The following is a 19,794-nucleotide window of genomic DNA, read 5'->3' on the forward strand; positions in this document are numbered from 1 at the left end:
GGCCGGGGCCCGACGGCCGGCTCGTACGCACAGGCTCACGTCCGGCGGCCCCTGCTTTCCGACGCGGCGCATACACATTTCCGCCACATTCCCGCGGTGCTGCGCCGCCCTTTCGTGGCGCCGGATGTCCGAATTGCCTGACCGGGGCGGCTTCGTGTCGAATTCCTTGACATGACCACCTTCTCATTTTCGTCTGCCACAAGTAAAACTTCGCAAAGAATGGCTCTCCGCAGGGGGGTCGCTGACCTGCGCAATCAACATATTGTTGCAGCTCAGAGGCCTGATGATCACCCTTCGCCATACGGGTGTAACCGGTCGTGTCCGCGCCGACCGGCATTCCGCAGGAGTACGGTTCCGGAGGAATCGCCGGGCGTGCTCGCGAGTAAAGTCGAGCAGCCTTGCGGGACTATTCGCCATGCCGTGGAAAGACGTACCGGGAATTGGTGCGAAGTATGGGTCAGAAAAAGGGTGAGCCGGGGGCCTCGGAGGCCGCCCGCCCGATATCCCTCAAGTTAGCCGTCGAAGTCCTGCGCGGCGTCGCGCAGGTGGACTTCATGCCGTCCGCCGTCTGCGGCCTGTTCTTCGTGGCCGCACTCTTCGCGGCCGGCTGGCGCTACGGCGTCTACGGCCTGCTCGGCAGCGCCGTCGGCACTGCCGTCGCGTACGGCCTGCGGTTGGCGCGCGACGCCGTCGAGGCCGGGCTGCACGGTTACAACGGCTGCCTCGTGGCGCTGGGGTGCGCGGTGTTCCTCGGCCCCGACCACCCCGCCACCGTCGCGGCGGCCGTCCTCGGCGCCGTCGTCGCCGTGGTGGTCACCGCGGGCCTCGGCGCGGTGCTCGACACCTGGAAACTGCCCGCGCTCACCGCGCCGTTCTGCCTGGTCGCCACCGCGACGACGGCCGCGGCGCCCGGCTTCCGCCACCTGTGGCACGGCACCGGCGCCCCGACCGCCCTGGCCGGGCCGGCCGCCGGCCCGACCGGGCTGACCTGGGACCAGCTGTGGCACGGGTTCTTCGCCAACATCGGCCAGATCTTCTTCATGCCCCAGTGGTACGTCGGCCTGCTGTTCCTGGCAGGCATCTTCGCGGCCAGCCGCCCGGCCGGCCTGCTGGCCTGCGCGGGCAGTGCGACCGGGCTGCTCACCGCCTGGACGCTCGGCGCGCCCGCCGACGCCGTCGGCCAGGGGCTGCTCGGGTACAGCGGGGTGCTCGTCGCGATGGCGCTGTGCGGCGTGTTCGTCGCCCCCGGCGGGTGGAGCGCGGCCTACGCCGTCCTCGGCGCGGCCGCCGCCACCGTCCTGACCCCGGCGCTGGCCGCCGCCACCGTGCCGTTCGGCGGCCACGCCTTCACCTGGCCGTTCGTCCTGACCACCATGCTGTTCCTGGCGGCGGTGCCGGCCATTCCCCGGCTGCGCAGGGTCTGACCGGGTTTCGGTAGTCCGAATTCCCGCTCGTGACAGGCGTGTTCATTCGGAGTTCCTGCGGAGTTCCCTCGGAAAGGAAGAGTGATTCCCGTGAATCTCGCCCCGCGTGAGATGGACAAGCTGTACATCTACGTTGTGGCCGATCTGGCCCGCAAACGCCGCGACCGCGGTGTGAAACTGAACTACAGCGAGGCCTGCGCGCTGATCAGCGAGGCGATCATGGAGGGCGCCCGGGACGGGCGCACCGTCGCCGAGTGCATGGAGATCGGCAAGCAGGTCGTCAGCGGCGAGGACGTCATGCCCGGCGTCCGCGAGATGCTGCCGCTGCTCCAGGTCGAGGCCGCGTTCCTGGACGGCACCAAGCTGGTCTCCTGCCACGACCCGGTGGGTGCCTGAGCCATGACCGTACGTCAGGCGGAAGCGGCGACCGGTCCGACGCCGGCGCCGACCTCGGCCCCGCCGCCCGCCGCCACGGTGGTGCTGGCCGGCGGGCACGAGAGCGACGGCGGCCGGGACCTGGCCGCCCTGGTGGAGCGCGAGCCCGCCGTCCACGCCGCGGCCGCCGCCGGCCGGGCGCTCGGCGAGGCCGTCCGCTCGGCGCTGGCCGCCACCGACGGCCCGGTGTGTGTCGTCCCGATGACGCTGGGCCGCGACCCGAAGCTGGTGGCCGACACCGCCCGGGCGCTGCGCTGGCTGGCAGCAGGGGAGGGGCGCGGACGACTCGCCCTGACCGGGGCGTTCGGCGGCAAGGACCACCTCGTCGGCTGGCTGCGGGCCGCGGCCTCCGCCGCCCCCGGGTCCGACGGCGCCGTGCTGGTCACCGCCCCGGCGGCCGGCCCGTTCGAGGACGCGGACCTGTTCCGGATCGCCCGGCTGGTCCGCCAGTACGGCCACCACCGCTGGGTCGAGGTGGCCTTCGCGGGCGGCGACCCCGACCTCGCCGAGGGCGCCGAACGCTGCCGGCTGCTCGGCGCCCGCGAAGTGACGGCCGTACCGGCCTCGTTCGGACCGGCGCTGCGCACCGAACTGCCCGGGGTGCGGGACGGCGGGCCGCTGCTGCGGTCGTCCGCGATCGCCGGCGTCGTCGCGGCCCGCACCGCGGCGGCCCTGCACCTGCTCGGCCACGGCGAGGACGGCATCCTGGCCGGCCTCGACGCCGAGCACGGGCACGGCTACGCCCACAGCCACGGCCCCGGCGGGGACCACTCGCACGGCCACGGCCCCGGTGCCGCCGACGGACACACCCACGGCCACACACATCACTGAACCGACAGAGAGGAAGGGCCCGCCATGTCTGGTGGCGCCACGTACCTGTACGGCGACGACCCGGTGGAGATCAACGCCGGTCGCGCCCAGGTCACCATCACGGTCAGCAACACCGGCGACCGGGCGATCCAGGTCGGCTCGCACTACCACTTCTTCGAGGTCAACCGCGCCCTCGACTTCGACCGCAACGCCGCCTACGGCAAGCACCTGGACATCCCGGCCGGCACCGCCGTCCGCTTCGAGCCGGGCGACACCAAGGACGTCACGCTCGCCGAGTTCGGCGGCCACGGCCGCCTGATCGGCTTCAGCAACCTCGTCGACGGCGGCATCAGGTCGGCCGACACCCGCGCCCGGGCGATCGACCGGGCGATCGCCCTCGGGTTCAAGGGCACCAACCTCGACCACAAGGAAGGCGACCGCTGATGGCCACGCTGTCCCGCAAGCAGTACACCGATCTCTTCGGGCCCACGGTCGGTGACCGCTTCCACCTCGCCGACACCAACCTCGTCGTCGAGATCGAGAAGGACTTCAACCAGGGCCACTACGGCGACGAGGCCGTCTACGGCGGCGGCAAGGGCATCCGCGACGGCATGGCCCAGGACCCGGCCGCCACCTCCGCCCAGGGCGCGCTGGACCTGGTGATCACCAACGTCGTCGTGATGGACGCCGTCCTCGGCGTGGTCAAGGGCGACATCGGCGTCAAGGACGGCTTCATCACCGCCGTCGGCAAGGCCGGCAACCCGCACACCCAGAGCGGCGTGCACCCCCAGCTGGTCATCGGCCCCGGCACCGAGGTGATCTCCGGCGAGCACCTGATCGCCACCGCCGGCGGCATCGACACCCACATCCACTTCATCGCCCCGCAGCAGGTGCAGGAGGCGCTGAGCAACGGCATCACCACCCTCATCGGCGGCGGCACCGGCCCCTCCGACGGCACCAACGGCACCACCTGCACCCCCGGCCCGTGGAACATCCACCGGATGTACCAGGCGGTCGAGGACCTCCCGGTCAACGTCGGACTCCTCGGCAAGGGCAACGGCTCGCTGCCCGGCGCCCTGCGCGAGCAGGTCGAGGCCGGCGTCTGCGGCCTCAAGGTGCACGAGGACTGGGGCAGCACCCCCGCCGCCATCGACAGCGCGCTCGGCGTCGCCGACGAGTACGACGTCCAGGTGGCCATCCACACGGACACCCTCAACGAGGGCGGCTTCTTCGAGGACACCCTCTCCGCCATCGACGGCCGCACCATCCACACCTTCCACACCGAGGGCGCGGGCGGCGGCCACGCCCCCGACATCATGCGGATCGCCGGCGAGCCCAACGTCCTGCCGTCCTCCACCAACCCCACGCTGCCCTACACCGTCAACTCGGTCGACGAGCTGCTGGACATGGTGATGGTCTGCCACCACCTCAGCCACGACATCCCCGAGGACGTCTCCTTCGCCGACTCCCGGGTCCGCGCCGAGACGATCGCCGCCGAGACCGTCCTGCACGACGAGGGCGTCATCTCGATCTTCTCCTCGGACTCGCAGGCGATGGGCCGGATCGGGGAGTCCTTCACCCGCGCCTTCCAGACCGCCCACCACTGCAAGGACCAGCGCGGCAAGCTCGACGGCGACACCGAGCGCAACGACAACTTCCGCGTCCTGCGCTACCTCGCCAAGCTCACCATCAACCCGGCCATCGCCTCCGGCACCGCCGACCACATCGGCTCGCTGGAGAGCGGCAAGCTCGCCGACATCGTGCTCTGGCCGATCAACTCCTTCGGCGCCAAGCCCAAGATGGTCATCAAGGGCGGCGTCATCAACTGGGCGCTGATGGGCGACCCGAACGCCTCGCTGCCCACCCCGCAGCCGGTCTACTACCGCCCGATGTACGGCGCGCTCGGCCGGGCCAAGCAGGCCACCCGGGTCTCCTTCATGTCGCAGGCCGCCATCGACCTCGGCGTCCCGGCCCGACTCGGGCTGGACAGCCGGGTCCTGCCCGTGCGGCGCTGTCGCTCGGTCGGCAAGCAGCACATGGTCCGCAACGACGCGCTGCCGAAGATCGCCGTCGACCCGGAGACCTACAAGGTCACCCTGGACGGCGAGCCGGCCACCATCGAGCCCGCCCGCGAACTCCCGCTCAACCACCTGTTCTACCTCGCGTGAGCCGCTCTCCAGGGCCCGGTTCGTCGGGGCTCGGTACTTCGGGGCCCGGTTCGTCGGGGCTCGCCTCTCCCGGGCTCGGGGGAGGCCTGGACGCCCTGCTGGTCAGCCTCCAGCTGACCGACTCCGCCTTCCCCAGCGGCTTCTACACCCTCTCGCACGGCCTGGAGGGCTACGCACAGGCCAAGGCCGTCACCCCGGACACCATGCCCGACCTGCTCACCGACCTGCTGCGCCACTCGGTCGGCCCCGGCGACGCCACCGCGCTCGCCCTCGCCCACGGCGCCGCCCGGGCCGGCGACTGGGGCCTGCTGGTCGACGTGGACCAGCGGCTGCACGCCACCAAACTCAACCGCGAGCTGCGCCTGGCATCCACCCGGACCGGGCGTCAACTCCTCGACATCGCCCGGGAGTCGATCGGCGGCGAACCGCTGGACCGGTACGCCGAACTGGTCGCCGCCAAGCAGGCCCCCGGCTCCCAGCCGGTGGCCGCCGGAGTCGCCTACGCCTCCGCCGCCGTGCCCGTCGACCAGGCCGTCGCCAGCGACCTGTTCGCCTTCTGCACCAGCTTCGTCGGCGCCGCCCTGCGGTTGCGGCTGACCGACCACCGCAAGGCGCAGGTGGTGCTGCGGGCCGCCGCGCCGGTGATCGAGGAGACCGTACGGGCCGCCCTCGCCCGGGAGTTGGAAGACCTGGGCGGGTGCGTGCCGGTCGCGGACGCGATGTCCGGGCGGCACGAACGGGCCGAGGCCCGGCTGTTCGCCAGCTGAACCGCGTCCGGGAGGTGCGGGCGGGCGCCGGAGTGTCGCAGCTCCCGTTCCTCCCGGACGCAGAACCAACGTCACACCGCATCAGAAGGAGACAGCAATGACCGAGAACGTGCTCCGCGTGGGCATCGGCGGGCCGGTCGGCTCCGGCAAGACGGCGCTCATCGAGGCCCTCGTCCCGGTGCTGATCGCCAACGGCCACCGCCCGGCCGTCATCACCAACGACATCTACACCCAGGAGGACGCGCAGCACGTGCGTCGCACCCTGGCCGGCGTCCTCGACCCCGAGCGGGTCGTCGGCGTCGAGACCGGCGCCTGCCCGCACACCGCCGTCCGGGACGACCCGACGATGAACCTCGCGGCCGGCGCCGAGATGCTGGAGCGCTTCCCCGACGTCGACACCCTGCTGTTCGAGTCCGGTGGCGACAACCTCACGCTGACCTTCAGCCCCGTCCTGGTCGACCTCTTCCTCTTCGTCCTGGACACCGCCGAGGGCGAGAAGATGCCCCGCAAGCGCGGCCCGGGCATCACCGAGTCCGACCTGCTGGTCATCAACAAGATCGACATCGCCCAGTACGTCCGCGCGGACCTCGGCATCATGGAGTCCGACGCCCACCGCGTCCGCGAGGGCGGGCCGGTCGTGCTCACCAACTGCCTCACCGGGCACGGGCTGGACGAGATCGCCACCTTCCTGGAGACCTTCCGCAAGGTCCCGGCATGACCGTCACGGTGGCCGCGGGGGAAGCGGCTGCGGGGGAGGCCGCCGTGCCCCGGCTCGATCCGCGGCACTACGAGCCGGCCCGCGTCCCGTACGCCGTCCGCCGGTACGCCGGGACGCCCGACACCCTGGGTGTCGGGCGCCCCGGCAAGGTCGGCCTGCTGGAGCTGGCCTTCGAACGGATCGGCGAACGCACCGAACTCACCGGCCACTACCAGAAGTCGCCGCTGCAGATCATGCGCCCGCTCTACTTCGACCCGGCCCGCCCGGACCTCGCCGTCACCTTCCTGATGTCCACCGGCGGCGGCATCCTCCAGGCCGACCGGCTCCGCACCGACCTGCGCTGCGGCGCCGACACCGCGACCCACCTCACCACCCAGGCGGCCACCAAGGTCTACCGGATGGAGTTCGACTACGCGACGCAGCTGGTCAACCTGGACGCCGGCCCCCGCGCCTACGTCGAGTACCTGCCCGAGCCCGTCATCCCCTTCGTCGATTCCCGGCTCTACCAGCGCACCGTCCTCACCGTCGACCCCACCGCCACCGTGCTGGCCGGCGAGACCGTCCTCGCCGGCCGCCTCGCCCGGGGCGAGCGCAACGCCTACCAGGTGTTCGCCTCCGACCTCGAAGTGCGGCGCCCCGACGGCCAGTTGATCGCCCTCGACACCGTCCGGCTGGAGCCCCTGGAGGCCGGCGTGACCGGCCCGGCGGTCCTGGCCGGCCACGACGTCATGGCCAGCCTCTACGTCGTCACGCCGCTCGCCCCCGCCGCGCAGGTCGCCGACACCCTGCACGAGGCCCTGGCCGGCAGCGGCCTGCTCCACGGCGTCAGCGTCCTCCCGCACGACAGCGGCGCCTGGCTCCGCCTGCTCGGCTCCGACACCCGCGCCTGCGCCGCCGCCCAGCGCACCGCCTGGGACGCCGTCCGCCGGCTCCTCATCGGCGCCCCGGCTCCGGCCCTGCGCAAGACCTGACCCCGCTCCGCACCTCCCCGTACCTCCCCGCACCTCCCCGAAGCGCCCCGGCGCCTCGGGGAGGGGGCGCGAGGGGGCGAGGGGGCGAGGGGGCGAGGGCGGCCCCGGATGCAGCCGGACCGGCCTGGTCGCAGCATGGAACCGGAGGCTCTCATGCACCGACCCACGTTCGGACCTTCCCCACCCGACCCCGCATCCGGCGGCCCGGCATCCGGCGCGGCAGTCGATCCCGCCCCCGTCCCCGCCCCCGGTCCGGGGCCGGGACGCCAGAGCCGGGGCGGTCTGCGATCCGGCTCGGTCTTCCTCTCGTTCGTGCCGTGGATCGTGTTCGACGTCATCGCCGGGCCGAGCACCTGGAAACTGGCGGCCCTGACGGCGCTGGTCGCCGCGCTCGTCCTCGCCGTACCGGACGCGCGCCACCATGCGCTCAAGGTGCTCAGCATCGTCGGCGTGGCCTTCTTCGCCGTGCTCTGCGTGCTGGGCCTGGCGCTCGACCGGCACAGCCTGATCTGGCTGGAGACCTACGCGCAGGTGCTGTCCAGCGGCGTGCTCGCGGTGGTGGCCCTGGGGTCGCTGGCGTTCACACCGTTCACCGAGCAGTACGCCCGGGAGTCCACGCCGCCGGAGGTCTGGGGTACGCCGCGGTTCCAGCGCACCAACCGGTTGCTGACCGCGCTCTGGGGCGCGGTCTTCCTGATCACCGCGCTCCTGGGGCTGGCGGCCCTGCACGTCGGCTCGGCGAAGGACTGGCTGACCTGGGTCATCCCGGTGATCCTGCTGGTGCTGGCGTTCCGGATCACCCGTTGGTACCCCGAGCACGTGCGCGAACAGGCCCGGCGCGGTCGGTGAGCAGCACACCCGGGGGGCGTCCGGGCGCCGCGGCGGCGGGATTCACCCGGTCGGGTGGATCCGGTGGGACCGCTCCCGGACGGGCGAGGGCCGGCTGGATAGTGAGGAGGCAGTCGCATTCCTCGCTGTTCGCGTTCTCAACTCGCTTCAAGGGGAGGACACATGGTCGGTACGGCGCACCGGAGCACCGGTGTGGAGGGGGTGGAGGGCGGTGTCGGTCTGACGGCTCTCCTGGTCGCCGCGGCGCGCGCGATCGAGACCCACCGGCACGACACCCTGGCGCAGGACGTCTACGCGGAGCACTTCGTGCTCGCCGCGCCGGCGTCCGCGGGCTGGCCGGTCCGGATGCACCAGGTGCCGGACGGGGATGCGAACCCGCTGTGGGGGCGGTTCGCGCGTTACTTCGGCCTGCGGACGAGGGTCCTCGACGACTTCCTGCTCCGGTCGGTGCACGCGGGCGCCCGCCAAGTGGTCCTGCTCGGCGCCGGGTTGGACACGCGGGCGTTCCGGCTCGACTGGCCTCCCGGCTGCACGGTCTTCGAGGTCGACCGGGAGGGCGTACTGGCCTTCAAGCACGGGGTGCTCGGAGGGCTGTCGGCCTCCCCGAAGGCGGCGCGCGTACCGGTCGTCGCCGACCTGTGCGCCGACTGGGCCGGAGCGCTGACCGAGGCCGGCTTCGACGCGGCCGTACCGAGCGTCTGGCTGGCGGAGGGGTTGCTCTTCTACCTGCCCAACGGTGTCGAGACGCAACTCATCGACACGGTCGACCGGTTGAGTGCGGGCGGCAGTGCCATGGCGTACGAGGTCAAGCTGGAGAAGAGCCTGTTGGAGTACCGCGAGAGCCCGCTCTACACCTCGACGAAACACCAGATCGGCATCGACCTGCTCGATCTGTTCGACGGAGAGCCGCGGCCCGACTCCGCGGGCGCCCTGGCCGGCAAGGGCTGGATCACCTCGGTCCACACCCCCTTCGACTTCACCCACCAGCACGGTCGCGGCCCCCTGCCCGAGCCGAACGACGCACTGGAGGGCAACCGCTGGGTGTTCGCGCACAAGCCCCGGGTGTAGGTGCAGGAGGGCGGAGCGCCTCGCTCAGCGGGCGCTCCGCTCCGGGATCAGGACGGGTTTGACCACCCGGCCCGCGTCGCAGTCGCGTTCGGCCTCGTTGATGGCGGCGAGCGGGTACCGGCGGATCAGCTGGTCGAAGGGGAACCGCCCGGCCTGCCACAGCCGGGTCAGCCGGGGGATCAGCAGCGCCGGCACCGCGTCCCCCTCGCAGATGTGCGAGATCCGCCGGCCCCGGTCCAGTGTCCCCGGATCGAGCGACAGCGCGGTGCGGAGCCGGGCCACCAGCCCGAGGTGGCCGGTCGGGCGCAGGGCCCGGAGCGCCTCGTTGATCAGCGGGCCGGAGGCCGTGGTGTCCAGCGCGTACTGGGCGCCACCGTCGGTCAGCCGCTGGATCCGCTCGGCCAGGCCGGGCCGGGGGACAAGGCCGGGCCGGGAGGCCAGGTCGGGCCCGGAGGCGTGGTCGGCCGGTCCGGCGCGCAGCGGGATCGCGCCGAACCGCTCGGCGAGGTTCAGCCGTTCGGTGTAGCGGTCGACGGCCACGGCCACCGCCCCGGCGGCCGTGGCCGCCATCACCGCGGCGAGGCCAACCGCCCCCGCGCCGAGGACCAGGACGGTGTCGCCGGGGCCGGCGCCGAAGGAGTTGAACACCGCCCCGGCACCGGTCAGGAAGCCGCAGCCGAGGGGCCCGAGCAGGTCGACGGGCAGCGAGCGGTCGACCCGGACGGCGTTGCGCGCCGGAACCATCGCGTACTCGCCGAACGAGGACTGGCCGAACCACCGGGGGGCCAGCTCGCCCCCGGCCGCGTCGGTGAACCGCGCCGCCTCCTCCTCGCGCCCGCCGAAGAGGTTGAGCGCGGCGAAGGAGTCGCAGTAGGCGGGGGCCGCACCCAGGCAGTTCCGGCAGTGTCCGCACGAGTCGAAGCTCAGCACGACGTGGTCGCCGACGCTCAGCCCGGTGCCCGGGCCGCCGGTCTCCACCACGACCCCGGCCCCCTCGTGCCCGAGCACCGCAGGCAACGGCGAGCGGCCCGCCGAACGCCGGACCGCGAGATCGGTGCGGCACATCCCGCAACCCGCGATCCGCACCAGCACCTCGCCGTCGGCCGGCCCCCCGTTCAGGACCACCTCCTCGACGACGAACCCGCCCTCGTACGAGCGCAGTACCGCCGCGTCGAACCTCATCGTCACGCCTCCTCCGGATCGTCAAGCCTCCTCAGGCCGGTGCACGACGAACGGCCTGAGGTTCCCGTAGAGCCCCCACGGCCCGCCCGCGACGCCGACACCGCTGTCCTTGATGCCCGCGAAGGGCTGGGCGAGGGACAGCTCGGCGTGGTGGTTGATCCACGCCGTCCCGCACTCCAGCCGGTCGGCCACCGCCTCGGCCCGGTCGAGGTCCGTCCCCCACACCGAGCCGCCCAGCCCGAATCCGGTGTCGTTGGCCGCCTCGACGGCCTCGTCGACGCTCCGGTACGGCAGCACCGGCAGGACCGGGCCGAACTGCTCCTCCGTCACCACCGGACTGTCGGAGGGGACGTCGGCCAGCACCGTCGGGGCGAAGAAGTAGCCCGGCCGGTCCAGCCGGTGGCCACCGGCCGCGGCCCGGGCGCCGTCCGCCAGGGCCCGGGCCGTGTAGCGCTCGACCCTGGCCAGCTGGGGGGCGTTGTTGACCGGCCCCAGCTGGGTGCCCGGGTCGAGTCCGGCGCCGACGACGACGCTCTTCGCCCGCTCCGCGAGGGCCTCGACCACGTGGGAGTGGAGCCGGGCCGGGGCGTAGACGCGCTTGACCGCCATGCAGACCTGCCCGCAGTTGCGGAACGCCGCCCAGAACAGCCGGTCCGCGATCCGGTCCACGTCCACGTCGTCCAGCAGGACGGCGGCGTCGTTGCCGCCCAGCTCCAGGGTGACCCGGGCGAGCGAGACGGCCGCGCCCGCCGCGACGGCCCGTCCGGTGGGGACCGAGCCGGTGAAGGTCACGTGGCGGATCCCCGGGTGGGAGGCGAGCAGGGCGCCGAGGGGTTCGCGGCCGGTGACGATCGTCAGGACGCCCTCGGGGAGGGCGGTGGCGAGGACGGACCCCAGCAGCCGGGTGGCGAGGGGGGTGAACGGGGAGGGCTTGAGCACCATCGTGTTGCCCGCGGCGAGCGCGGGCGCGAACTTCGCCGCCGCGAGCTGGAGCGGGAAGTTCCACGGGACGATCGCGGCGACCGGCCCCAGCGGCCGCCAGCGGATCTCGCTGCGCACCGGACGGCCGTCCGCGATCGGCTGGGGCCCGGGGGCCAGGTCGGCGAAGTAGCGCAGGCGGGCCGCCGTCCGGGCGACCTCGGCGGCCGACTCGGCCAGGGGTTTGCCCTGTTCCCGGGTGAGCAGCGGGGCGAGGTCGGCTCCGGCAGCCTCCACGGCGTCGGCTGCCGCGCGCAACGCGGCGGCGCGGGCGGCGGGGTCGGCCCGCCAGCTGCGCCAGGCCTCGTGGGCCCGGCCGACGACGGCGTCCAGCGCGTCCGGCTGCTGGTCGGGGGCCTCGGCGAAGGCCTCGCCCGTCGCCGGGTCGACGACGGCGAAGCGACCGCCGTCGGGCCCGGGCGGGCGGCCGGGCCGGCTCGCCGGCATGCCGGGGGTCAACTCGCGGCGGTGACGACGGCCGCGTGGTCCCGGGCGTGCCGGTCCATCTCCGCCCGGAAGTCGGCCACCAGCTGCGGCCGGATCCTTCCGGCGGTGCGGTCGCCGCCCTCGCAGACGGCCCCGCGCACTCCCACGATGTCCGTGCCGATACGGGTCAGCGTGCCGAGGTCCGCCGCCTTGACGCTGCCCGCGAGCGCGGCGAGCAGATCGGCTTCGTGGGCCAGCCGGACGAACTCCGCGCAGACCTCGGGCGGAACGTGGTCGAACAGCCTGGTCCCGTCCTTGATCGCGGTGTCGAGCATGGCCGCGTCGGAGCCGGAGCGACGGGCGATGTCGGGCAACGCGAGCGGGTTGACGCAGCCGATCCGGTGGGCGTCGGCGTAGCCCGAGGCGACGACGAACGCGTCCGGCCGGTAGTCCTTCACGGCCCGGACGACCCCTCGCATGACGTCGACGGCCTGTTCGGGCGTCGTGCACCCGTAGAGGCCGACCTTGATGTACGTGGCGCCGGAGACGGCCGCACCGAGCGCGGCCTGGGCCACCGTGCCGGGCTTGTACGGGACGTCCCCCACGGTGGCGGACAACGGCTTGTCCGCCGGGACGGCGTCACGGATCTCCCTGATCACCCACGGGAAGTTCGCGCCGAGCGAGCCCTCGTCCGGCTTCTTGACGTCGACGATGTCGAGGTGCTCCGCCGCCTTCGCGCAGTCGAGGGCCTCCTCGACGCCGTCCGGGGAGATGAGCAGCAACAACGTGGGCTCCTTCCACCGCAGGTCCACCGGCCGGGGGCAGGTGTGCGGAGTCGTCTGGATCACGTGCGGTCCGCTCATCATTCCTTCGGCCCGTGGCCCCCGGTAGGGCGCGCGGAACCCGAACGGGTCACTGTCGTGGCGCGATCACCCCCCGACGCGCCGGACACGCCAGTTCGAACCCGTCGCACACGGGCGCGGTCGGGTCGCCGGGGTCGGGATTCCTGCTCCTGGCCGCCCGGGACGGCCGTTCAGGCCCACCGCTCCACGAAGCGGCGCTGCCAGGGCGTCTCCACCGCGTGCCGGTCGTAGTGCTCCCGGACGTACGCGACGGCCTCGGCGGCCGGGACGCCGTCCAGGATCGCGACGCAGGCGAGGGCGGTGCCGGTGCGGCCGTGGCCGCCGGCGCAGGCGAGTTCGACGCGTTCGGTCGCCGACCGCCGCCAGACCTCGCGGAAGGCGTCGGCCGTGTCCGCCCGGTCGGCGGGGAGCCGGAAGTCGGGCCAGTGCACCCAACGGCCCTCCCACGGGAACGGCTTGGGCGGGCGGCCCAGCAGGTAGAGCCCGAAGGAGGGGTGCGGGCCGGGCGGCAGCGGGCGGCTGAGGCCGCGCCCGCGCAGCAGCCGCCCGGAGGGCAGGCGCAGCACGCCGGGGGCGGCCGGGTCCCAGGGCGCGGTCGGCCCGGTCGGCCCGGTGGTCTCGGTGGTCTCGGTCATCTCGCGGTTCTCCTCAGGACGCCACGTGCAGGGCCGGGGTGCCCGGCATCCCGGCCCGGTGGGCCAGGGCCGCCGCCTCGCCGCGCGAGGAGACGCCGAGCTTGGCCAGGATGTTGGCGACGTGGAACTTCACCGTCGACTCGCTGATGTGCAGCGCCGCGGCGATGTCCCGGTTTCGCCGGCCCTGGGCCAGTTGGTCGAGCACTTCCAGCTCGCGCGGCTGGAGGCCGTCCAACGGGTCGGTGGCGCGCGGTTGTTCGGGCAGGCCGAGCGGCAGGTCGACGCTCACCGTGGTGCCCCAGCCGGGGACGGCCTCGATGGCGCAGCGCCCGCCGAGGGCGGCGATCCGGTCGGCGGTGCGGTGGACGGCCAGCGCGTCGGTGGCCAGCAGGCCGGGGCCGTCGTCCCGGACCACCGCCCGCAGCGTGTCACCGGTGAACCGCCAGCTCACGTGCAGCCTGGTCACGGCGTCCTGCTCCAGCATCACGAGGACGGCCGCCCGGACGGCGTCCCGGGCGGCGTGCGCGGTGTCCGCCGGCACGGACCGGCCTGCCTCCGCCGGCGGCGCGACGTCCAGCCGCACCCGGGTGTGCCGCAGCAGCGGGCGCAACTGCTGGTCGAGCCGGGCGAACGCGGCGTCGGCGGGCTCCTCGCTGAGCGCCCGGTCCAGGTCGGCGCCCCGGCGAAGGTCGAGCAGCGCCGTCACGGCCAGTTCGGTGGCGGCGCGGCGCGCGGTGGCGTCGTCCAGCGCGGCGGAGCGCAGCGGCGCGAGGATCGCGGTGAGCGCCGCGCCGTGGGAGCCGGTGAACTCGGCGATCGCCCGGGCGCGGGCGTTGGCGGAGGCCCGGGAGGCCACCGCGTGGGTGGGGCCGGCGTCGGTGGCGCGGTGGTGCGAGTGGGTGGTGACCAAGTCCCACAGCTGCTGGAGGACGGCGAGCGCCCCGGCCGCCACCGGGTCGGCGCCGCCGTCCCGGACCAGCACCAGCACCGCGGTGGTGGCGTCCGACGCCGACGCCGTGACCACCACGACGGACCTCGCCCGCCCGGCCAGCTGCGCCTCGCCCTGCCAGGCCCGGCCGTCGGCCGTCGCCGAGGTGGTCGTCTCGGCCAGCTTGGCGAGCTCCAGGCCGCTGACGGCGGCGGTCAGCTCGGGTGGGCCGAAGGCGAGCGTGGGGGAATAGGTGCAGATGCCGCTGAGCTGGGCGATCGCCACGTGCGGGACGAGGGTGGCGACCACCTCGGAGAGCCGGTCCATCAGGTGCGGCCGGGGGGTGCGCAGCACCTCGACGGCCCGCGCCAGCGCCTCCTCGGGGCGGCCCCAGTGCTGCCGCCACCGCTCGTCCGCGCCGTCCCCATCCCCGTTCCCGTGGTCCAGGTCCCTGCCGTCCACGTCCTCGCCCGTCTCGTTGCGCACGTCCTTGTCAACGCCGATGCCGTCGCCCATGCCGGCCAGCCTAGCCCGGGGGCCGGGGCGGGGGCCTGGCCGTTCGGACAGGTGGAACCATCCGAAAGGCGGGCCTGGCGACCACCCCGGACGATCCAGGATGGAGCCGTCGGAAGAAACAACTCACCGAACCCGCAAGGACATTCCATGACCAAGGCGATCGCCTTCTCCGAGTACGGCGGCGTGGACGTGCTGCGCCCGACCGACGTCGAGCTGCCCGCCCCGGGCCCCGGCCAGGTGCGGGTCGCGGTCCGCACGGTGGGCGTCAACCCGCTGGACCACAAGGTGCGCAGCGGCTCGATGGTGGCGGCCTTCCCGGTCTCCTTCCCGCACGTCGGCGGCTACGAGCTGGCCGGTGCGGTGGAGGCCGTCGGCCCGGACGTGACCGCGTGGGCGCCCGGCGACGAGGTGTTCGGCGCCGTCATGGGCGGCGCGTACGCCGAACAGGCGCTCGTGGACGCCGACCTGCTGGCCCGCAAGCCCGCCGCGCTGAGCTGGGAGGAGGCCGCGGCGATCCCGGTGGCGGCCGAGACCGCCGAGCGGGTGCTCGGCGTCCTGGGCGTGCGGGCCGGCGAGACGCTGCTGGTGCACGGCGCGGCCGGCGGGGTCGGCACCCTGCTGCTGCAACTGGCCCGGGCACGCGGGATCACCGTGGTCGGCACCGCCGGCGAGGCCAACCACGACTACCTGCGCGAGCTGGGCGCGATCCCGGTGGCCTACGGCGACGGCCTGGCGGACCGGGTGCGGGCCGCTGCCCCGGGCGGGGTGGACCGGGCGCTGGACGCGGCGGGCAAGGGCGGGGTGCTGCCGCTCTCCATCGAGCTGACCGGCTCCGCGGACCGGGTGGTGACGATCGTCGACTTCGCCGGCTCCGCCGAGTACGGCGTCCGCTTCAGCGGCGGGGCGGAGGGCGTCGAGTCCTACCACCAGCGCGCCTACGCCGCCGTGCTGGCGCTGCACGAGGCGGGCACCCTGCGGCTGCCGCTGCACCAGGTGCTGCCGTTGGCGGAGGCGGCCGAGGCACACCGTCTCAGCGAGCACGGGCACCTGCGCGGCAAGATCGTGCTCACGGTCTGAGCCATGGGTGCCGGGGTCGTCGACGACCGGCAGTCGGCCCGGTGCACTGGTCAACTGGTCGATGCACCGGGCGTTCTGACGCGGAATCGGTAGAGTCCGGTGGCATGGTGACTGAGAACGCATCAGGGGTGTCGGCGGGCCGCCTGGCCGGGCGGTCCTGCGTGGTGACGGGTGCGGCCAACGGCATCGGCCGGGCCGTCGCCGAACGCTTCGTGCGCGAGGGCGCGTCGGTGGTCGGCACCGACATCGACGTCGAGGGCCTGCGCCGGCTGGCCGACCGGTTCCCGCACGCCGTCAGCACGGTGGTCGGCGACGTGGCCAGCGACGAGGACGCCCGCCGGATGGTCGACGCCGCCGTCGAACGGCACGGCCGCCTCGACGTCCTGGTGGCCAACGCCGGGGTGATCCCGCTCATGGAGGTCACCGAGGCCACCGCCGAGGAGTGGGACCAGGTCATGGCCGTCGACGGCCGCGGCATGTTCCTCACCTGCAAGTACGGCATCCAGGCGATGGCCGCCCAGGAACGGCCGGGTGGGGCGATCGTCTGCGTCTCCTCCATCTCCGGCGAGGCCGGCCAGCGCGGCCAGGCGGTCTACGGGCCCGCCAAGTTCGTCGCCTCCGGCCTCACCCGGCACCTCGCCGTCGAATGGGCCGACCGCGGCATCCGGATCAACGCCGTCGCCCCCGGCACCATCGCCACCGACCGCGTCGCCCGCCTGTACGACGAACCCGGCGGGACGGAGTACCTCGCCGCGATCGAGAAGCGCCACCCGATGGGCCGCCTCGGGGCCCCGGCGGAGGTCGCGGCGGCCGTCCTGTTCCTCGCCTCCGACGACGCCTCCTTCATCACCGGCGCGGTGCTGCCCGTCGACGGCGGCTACCTCGCGCAGTAGCCGTCAGCCCCCGGTGTTCGCGACAGGGGAGCCAGGGGAGAGAGCCGGGCGAGCCGGGGGAGCCGGGGGAGCTAGGGAAGCCGGGGGAGCCGCTCGACGATGACCATCGCCGCGTCGTCGTCCAGCCGGCCGCCGACGTGGGCGAGCAGGTCGCGGCGCAGGTGGTGGAGCAGGGCGGTCGGGCGTTCGTCCTGCCAGGCGGTGACGCGGTCGGTGAGCGGGTAGAAGCGCCGGTCGGCGTCTCGGGCCTCGATCACGCCGTCGGTGTAGATCAGCAGCCGGTCGCCGGGGTGGAACGGGAAGGTCTCCACCTCGTACCGGACCGGGGCGAGCTCGCCCAGGCCCAGCGGCGGCGCCGGGTGGCGGGCGGCCAGCGTGGTGATGCCGTCGGGGCGCAGCAGCAGCGGGGGCGGGTGGCCGCAGTCGATCAGCCGGACCGCCGTGCCGTCGTCGGGGATGTCGAGCAGGACGGCGGTGATGAAGGACTCGCCGCTGTCCTCCGGCGGGGCCGCCTCGTCCGGGTCCTCGCCGCTCAGGCGGCGTCGGCGGGCCTGTTCGCCGAGCTGGGCGAGGTCCCAGCAGACGCTGCCGTCCAGGTAGGCGGCGAGCCCGGGCAGGTCGGCGTGCAGGTGGGCGGCGGCGCGGAAGGCGCCGAGCAGCAGGGCCGCGTCGCCGAGCGAGGACAGGCCCTTGCCGCGGACGTCACCGACCAGCAGCCGGGTGCCGGTGGCGGTGCGGGCGGCCGCGTACAGGTCGCCGCCGACCTGTGCCTCGGCCTCGGCGGCGAGGTAGACGGAGGCCAGGTGCAGCGGCCCGATCCGGTCCGGCAGCGGGCGCAGCAGGACCCGCTGGGCGGCCTCGGACACTGAGCGGACCTGGGCCAGCTCGCGTTCGTACCGTTCGCGCAGCGCCCGCAGTCCGATGATCAGGGCGGAGACGACGACCTGCGCGCCCAGCTGGGTCTCGATGTTGGCGCTGGTGAGGCCGTCCCGGGTGATGCCGATGACGGTGAGCGCGGCGAGGGCCAGCAGGGCGACGCCGGCGGTGGCCCGGGCGCCGGCGTAGGAGGCGGTGAGCGCGGGGGCGACGATCAGCAGCGGGCCGAGGTGGATCTGCGCGGGGGAGAGGATGTCGACGACGGTGATCACGACGATCAGCGCGAGCGACAGCGCCGTCAGCGCGCGGCGGTCGGGCCGCCGGGGGCGGCGGCGGTCGCGGGGCTGCGGGTCACGGGGACGCTGCCGGAGTGGCACCTTTCCTCTGTACACCGTCGGGGCGGTGGGGCGCACCCCGGGCGCTCCTCGGGTACACCCCGGAGGCCCCCGGGCGCACCCCGTACAGGGGGTCTCAGCCCTCTTCGCCGTAGCGGGCCAGGTAGGCGGCGAAGCGGGCGACGTCCTCGTCGGACCAGTCGGTGAAGCGGGCGGTGAAGGCCAGCCGGCGCTGCTCGTTGGCGTCCTGCAGCAGGGCGAGCCCGGCCTCGGTGGCGCGCAGGATCTGGCCGCGCTGGTCGTCCGGGTCGGCCTCGCGCCGCAGCAGGCCGAGCTTCTCCAGGGCGGTGACCTGGCGGCTGACGGTCGACTTGTCGAGCATGAAGTGGGCGGCCACGTCGGCGGCCCGGCAGCCGCCGCGCTCGGTGATCAGGTCGAGGATGCTGTAGGTGACCAGGGAGAGGTCGGGGTGCAGCTGGGAGGCCTTGTGCCGGGCGCGCCGGGCGAAGGCGGTCAGCTCGCGCTGGATGGCGTCGATGGACGACTGGCGGCCGGGCACGGGCGTTCCTACCTCCTCGATATTTGTTGCACTATACAACGGATTCCCCCGGGTTCGCGCGCCGCTCCGGGCCTCCCTGTCCCTGAGTGGCCTGCCAGGCGCGGGCGGCGGCAATCCGGCGGGTCGCACTCGGGTGAGTGGCGAACAGTAGCTCAAGCGCCCTCGGCGGGTCGACATCGGAGACGTTCGCCACGGCCAGTCTGCGTTGCATCGCGACGAACTGCTCGGCGTCCGACGTCAGTTCGAGCGCATGCCGGTCCGCCCTGGCCTCGATCCGGCGGCTCACCGCGCACTGGGCCGGCCCCGACAGCGCCCCCAGCAGCGCCGCGCACGCCGCCAGCAGCGGCAGCGCCCGCGGATCGGCCGCATCCGCCGCCCCCGCCGCCGACAGCAGAGGTCGCCAGGAGCCCAGCACCCCCAGCACGGCCACCGCCGCGGCCGCGCCCACCGCGCCCAGCAAGGTGCCGAACGGCACGTCCCGGTGCTTCACGTGGCCCAGCTCGTGCGCCACCACCAGTTCCACCTCGCGCGGCGTGGCCGTCGACAGCAGCGTGTCGTACGCGACGATCCGGCGGGTCGCGCCCAGCCCCGACACGTACGCGTTGAGCGCGGTGGTCCGCCGCGAGGCGTCCGCCACCAGGACGTCCCGCACCCGTACGCCGTCCCGCTCGGCCAGCGCCAGCAGGGCGCTGCGCAGCGGGCCCGGCGGCATCGGGGTGAAGCGGTTGAACACCGGCTCGATCAGCAGCGGGTGCAGGAAGGACAGCGCCGCCGTCAGCACCGCCGCCGCGCCCGCCGCCGGCAGCCACCAGTGCCGCGGCGACCAGGCGGTCAGCGCGAACAGCCCGAGCGCGAGCGGAAGGACCAGCACGAGGGCCAGCCCCAGGCCGCGCAGCGCGTCCACCGTCCAGCCGGCCCAGCCCTGCGTCACCAGCCCGTACCGGGCCCGGACCACCCGCAGTCGGGCGCCGAACGGCAGCTGCAACGCCTGGCCGAGCACCACCAGGGCCGCCGCGCCCGCCAGCACCCCGGCCGTCCGGGAGCCGCCGAACCAGCCGCCGACGGCCGAGACCAGGCCGGCCCCGGCCGGGGTCAGGCCGAGCAGCAGGGTGAGCGCCAGGCCCGCCAGCCGACCGCCCAGTGCCCAGGGGAGCTGGGCGCGGCGCAGCGCGCGGCCACGGGCGCGCTCGGCGGGGGTGAAGTCGGCTGGTGGGCGGCCGGTGGGGGCGGGGCCGGCGGAGGCGGTGGTATCGGTGTCGTCCATGGGGTGGGTGCGGCTCCGGGCTCTGGCGGACGGGGGCGGTTCAGCATCTCCT

General features: G+C 74.1%; 20 protein-coding genes. 12 read left to right on the forward strand and 8 right to left on the reverse strand.

Going from position 1 to position 19,794, the window contains the following annotated elements; translation table 11 throughout:
* Positions 1-452 precede the first annotated feature (452 nt).
* The 10 genes from ACIOGZ_RS00415 (at position 453) to ACIOGZ_RS00460 (ending at position 9,210) form a co-directional block, all read left to right on the forward strand.
* Positions 453-1,424, forward strand: a complete 972-nt coding sequence (locus ACIOGZ_RS00415) for an urea transporter (RefSeq protein ID WP_363579595.1) — start codon at positions 453-455, stop codon at positions 1,422-1,424.
* A 90-nt stretch (positions 1,425-1,514) separates the two neighbouring features.
* Complete coding sequence (locus tag ACIOGZ_RS00420; RefSeq protein ID WP_063349823.1) at positions 1,515-1,820, forward strand: urease subunit gamma; 306 nt, start codon at positions 1,515-1,517, stop codon at positions 1,818-1,820.
* 3 nt (positions 1,821-1,823) lie between these two features.
* Positions 1,824-2,690 (forward strand): cobalamin biosynthesis protein CbiX, encoded by an 867-nt coding sequence (locus tag ACIOGZ_RS00425; protein ID WP_363579594.1) that lies wholly within the window; start codon positions 1,824-1,826, stop codon positions 2,688-2,690.
* Positions 2,691-2,714: 24 nt separating this feature from the next.
* Positions 2,715-3,113: an urease subunit beta gene (locus ACIOGZ_RS00430; RefSeq protein ID WP_350887002.1), complete on the forward strand. Its 399-nt coding sequence runs from the start codon at positions 2,715-2,717 to the stop codon at positions 3,111-3,113.
* Entirely contained in the window at positions 3,113-4,837 is a 1,725-nt protein-coding gene (gene ureC, locus ACIOGZ_RS00435; protein ID WP_350886999.1) for an urease subunit alpha, read from the forward strand. The genes ACIOGZ_RS00430 and ureC overlap by 1 nt, the downstream gene beginning before the upstream one ends.
* A complete protein-coding gene (locus ACIOGZ_RS00440; protein ID WP_400984169.1) occupies positions 4,834-5,604 on the forward strand; it encodes an urease accessory protein UreF in 771 nt (256 codons plus the stop codon). Before ureC ends, ACIOGZ_RS00440 begins: the two co-directional genes overlap by 4 nt.
* 97 nt (positions 5,605-5,701) lie before the next feature.
* Positions 5,702-6,322 carry an urease accessory protein UreG gene (gene ureG, locus ACIOGZ_RS00445; protein WP_063349828.1) on the forward strand — a complete coding sequence of 207 codons (621 nt, stop codon included), beginning with the start codon at positions 5,702-5,704 and terminating at the stop codon, positions 6,320-6,322.
* On the forward strand, positions 6,319-7,293 hold the full coding sequence (locus ACIOGZ_RS00450; RefSeq protein ID WP_363579593.1) for an urease accessory protein UreD: 975 nt from the start codon (positions 6,319-6,321) through the stop codon (positions 7,291-7,293). The genes ureG and ACIOGZ_RS00450 overlap by 4 nt, the downstream gene beginning before the upstream one ends.
* A gap of 312 nt (positions 7,294-7,605) precedes the next feature.
* Positions 7,606-8,142, forward strand: coding sequence for a hypothetical protein (locus tag ACIOGZ_RS00455; protein WP_363579592.1), 537 nt, complete (start codon positions 7,606-7,608; stop codon positions 8,140-8,142).
* A gap of 162 nt (positions 8,143-8,304) precedes the next feature.
* Positions 8,305-9,210, forward strand: a complete 906-nt coding sequence (locus ACIOGZ_RS00460) for a class I SAM-dependent methyltransferase (protein WP_363579591.1) — start codon at positions 8,305-8,307, stop codon at positions 9,208-9,210.
* Positions 9,211-9,234: 24 nt separating this feature from the next.
* Here ACIOGZ_RS00460 and ACIOGZ_RS00465 read toward each other — a convergent pair whose 3' ends face one another.
* From ACIOGZ_RS00465 to ACIOGZ_RS00485, 5 genes are all read right to left on the reverse strand, one after another.
* Positions 9,235-10,392, reverse strand: a complete 1,158-nt coding sequence (locus ACIOGZ_RS00465) for an NAD(P)-dependent alcohol dehydrogenase (RefSeq protein WP_363579590.1) — start codon at positions 10,390-10,392, stop codon at positions 9,235-9,237.
* 21 nt (positions 10,393-10,413) lie between these two features.
* Positions 10,414-11,817: an aldehyde dehydrogenase family protein gene (locus ACIOGZ_RS00470; RefSeq protein ID WP_400984174.1), complete on the reverse strand. Its 1,404-nt coding sequence runs from the start codon at positions 11,815-11,817 to the stop codon at positions 10,414-10,416.
* An 8-nt stretch (positions 11,818-11,825) separates the two neighbouring features.
* The gene (locus ACIOGZ_RS00475; RefSeq protein ID WP_363579672.1) at positions 11,826-12,581 is read right to left on the reverse strand and encodes a (5-formylfuran-3-yl)methyl phosphate synthase; all 756 of its coding nucleotides are present in this window, start codon (positions 12,579-12,581) and stop codon (positions 11,826-11,828) included.
* A gap of 248 nt (positions 12,582-12,829) precedes the next feature.
* Positions 12,830-13,294, reverse strand: coding sequence for a protein-tyrosine phosphatase family protein (locus ACIOGZ_RS00480; RefSeq protein WP_400984176.1), 465 nt, complete (start codon positions 13,292-13,294; stop codon positions 12,830-12,832).
* A gap of 13 nt (positions 13,295-13,307) precedes the next feature.
* Positions 13,308-14,738: a LuxR C-terminal-related transcriptional regulator gene (locus ACIOGZ_RS00485; RefSeq protein WP_363579587.1), complete on the reverse strand. Its 1,431-nt coding sequence runs from the start codon at positions 14,736-14,738 to the stop codon at positions 13,308-13,310.
* Positions 14,739-14,885: 147 nt separating this feature from the next.
* On the opposite strand from ACIOGZ_RS00485, the gene ACIOGZ_RS00490 reads away from it, so the two are divergent.
* Both ACIOGZ_RS00490 and ACIOGZ_RS00495 read left to right on the forward strand, forming a co-directional pair.
* A complete protein-coding gene (locus ACIOGZ_RS00490) occupies positions 14,886-15,815 on the forward strand; it encodes an NADP-dependent oxidoreductase (protein ID WP_400984179.1) in 930 nt (309 codons plus the stop codon).
* Positions 15,816-15,919: 104 nt separating this feature from the next.
* Positions 15,920-16,708: an SDR family NAD(P)-dependent oxidoreductase gene (locus ACIOGZ_RS00495; protein WP_363579585.1), complete on the forward strand. Its 789-nt coding sequence runs from the start codon at positions 15,920-15,922 to the stop codon at positions 16,706-16,708.
* 71 nt (positions 16,709-16,779) lie between these two features.
* Here ACIOGZ_RS00495 and ACIOGZ_RS00500 read toward each other — a convergent pair whose 3' ends face one another.
* From ACIOGZ_RS00500 to ACIOGZ_RS00510, 3 genes are all read right to left on the reverse strand, one after another.
* Positions 16,780-17,961 carry a PP2C family protein-serine/threonine phosphatase gene (locus ACIOGZ_RS00500; protein ID WP_363627604.1) on the reverse strand — a complete coding sequence of 394 codons (1,182 nt, stop codon included), beginning with the start codon at positions 17,959-17,961 and terminating at the stop codon, positions 16,780-16,782.
* 94 nt (positions 17,962-18,055) lie between these two features.
* Positions 18,056-18,478, reverse strand: coding sequence for a MarR family winged helix-turn-helix transcriptional regulator (locus ACIOGZ_RS00505; protein WP_063349838.1), 423 nt, complete (start codon positions 18,476-18,478; stop codon positions 18,056-18,058).
* Between the two features lie 31 nt (positions 18,479-18,509).
* Positions 18,510-19,742 carry a M48 family metalloprotease gene (locus ACIOGZ_RS00510; RefSeq protein WP_400984183.1) on the reverse strand — a complete coding sequence of 411 codons (1,233 nt, stop codon included), beginning with the start codon at positions 19,740-19,742 and terminating at the stop codon, positions 18,510-18,512.
* Positions 19,743-19,794 lie beyond the last annotated feature (52 nt).

Origin of the sequence: Kitasatospora sp. NPDC088160 (genome assembly GCF_044741445.1) — a bacterium.
In the GTDB taxonomy this organism is placed as follows: domain Bacteria; phylum Actinomycetota; class Actinomycetes; order Streptomycetales; family Streptomycetaceae; genus Kitasatospora.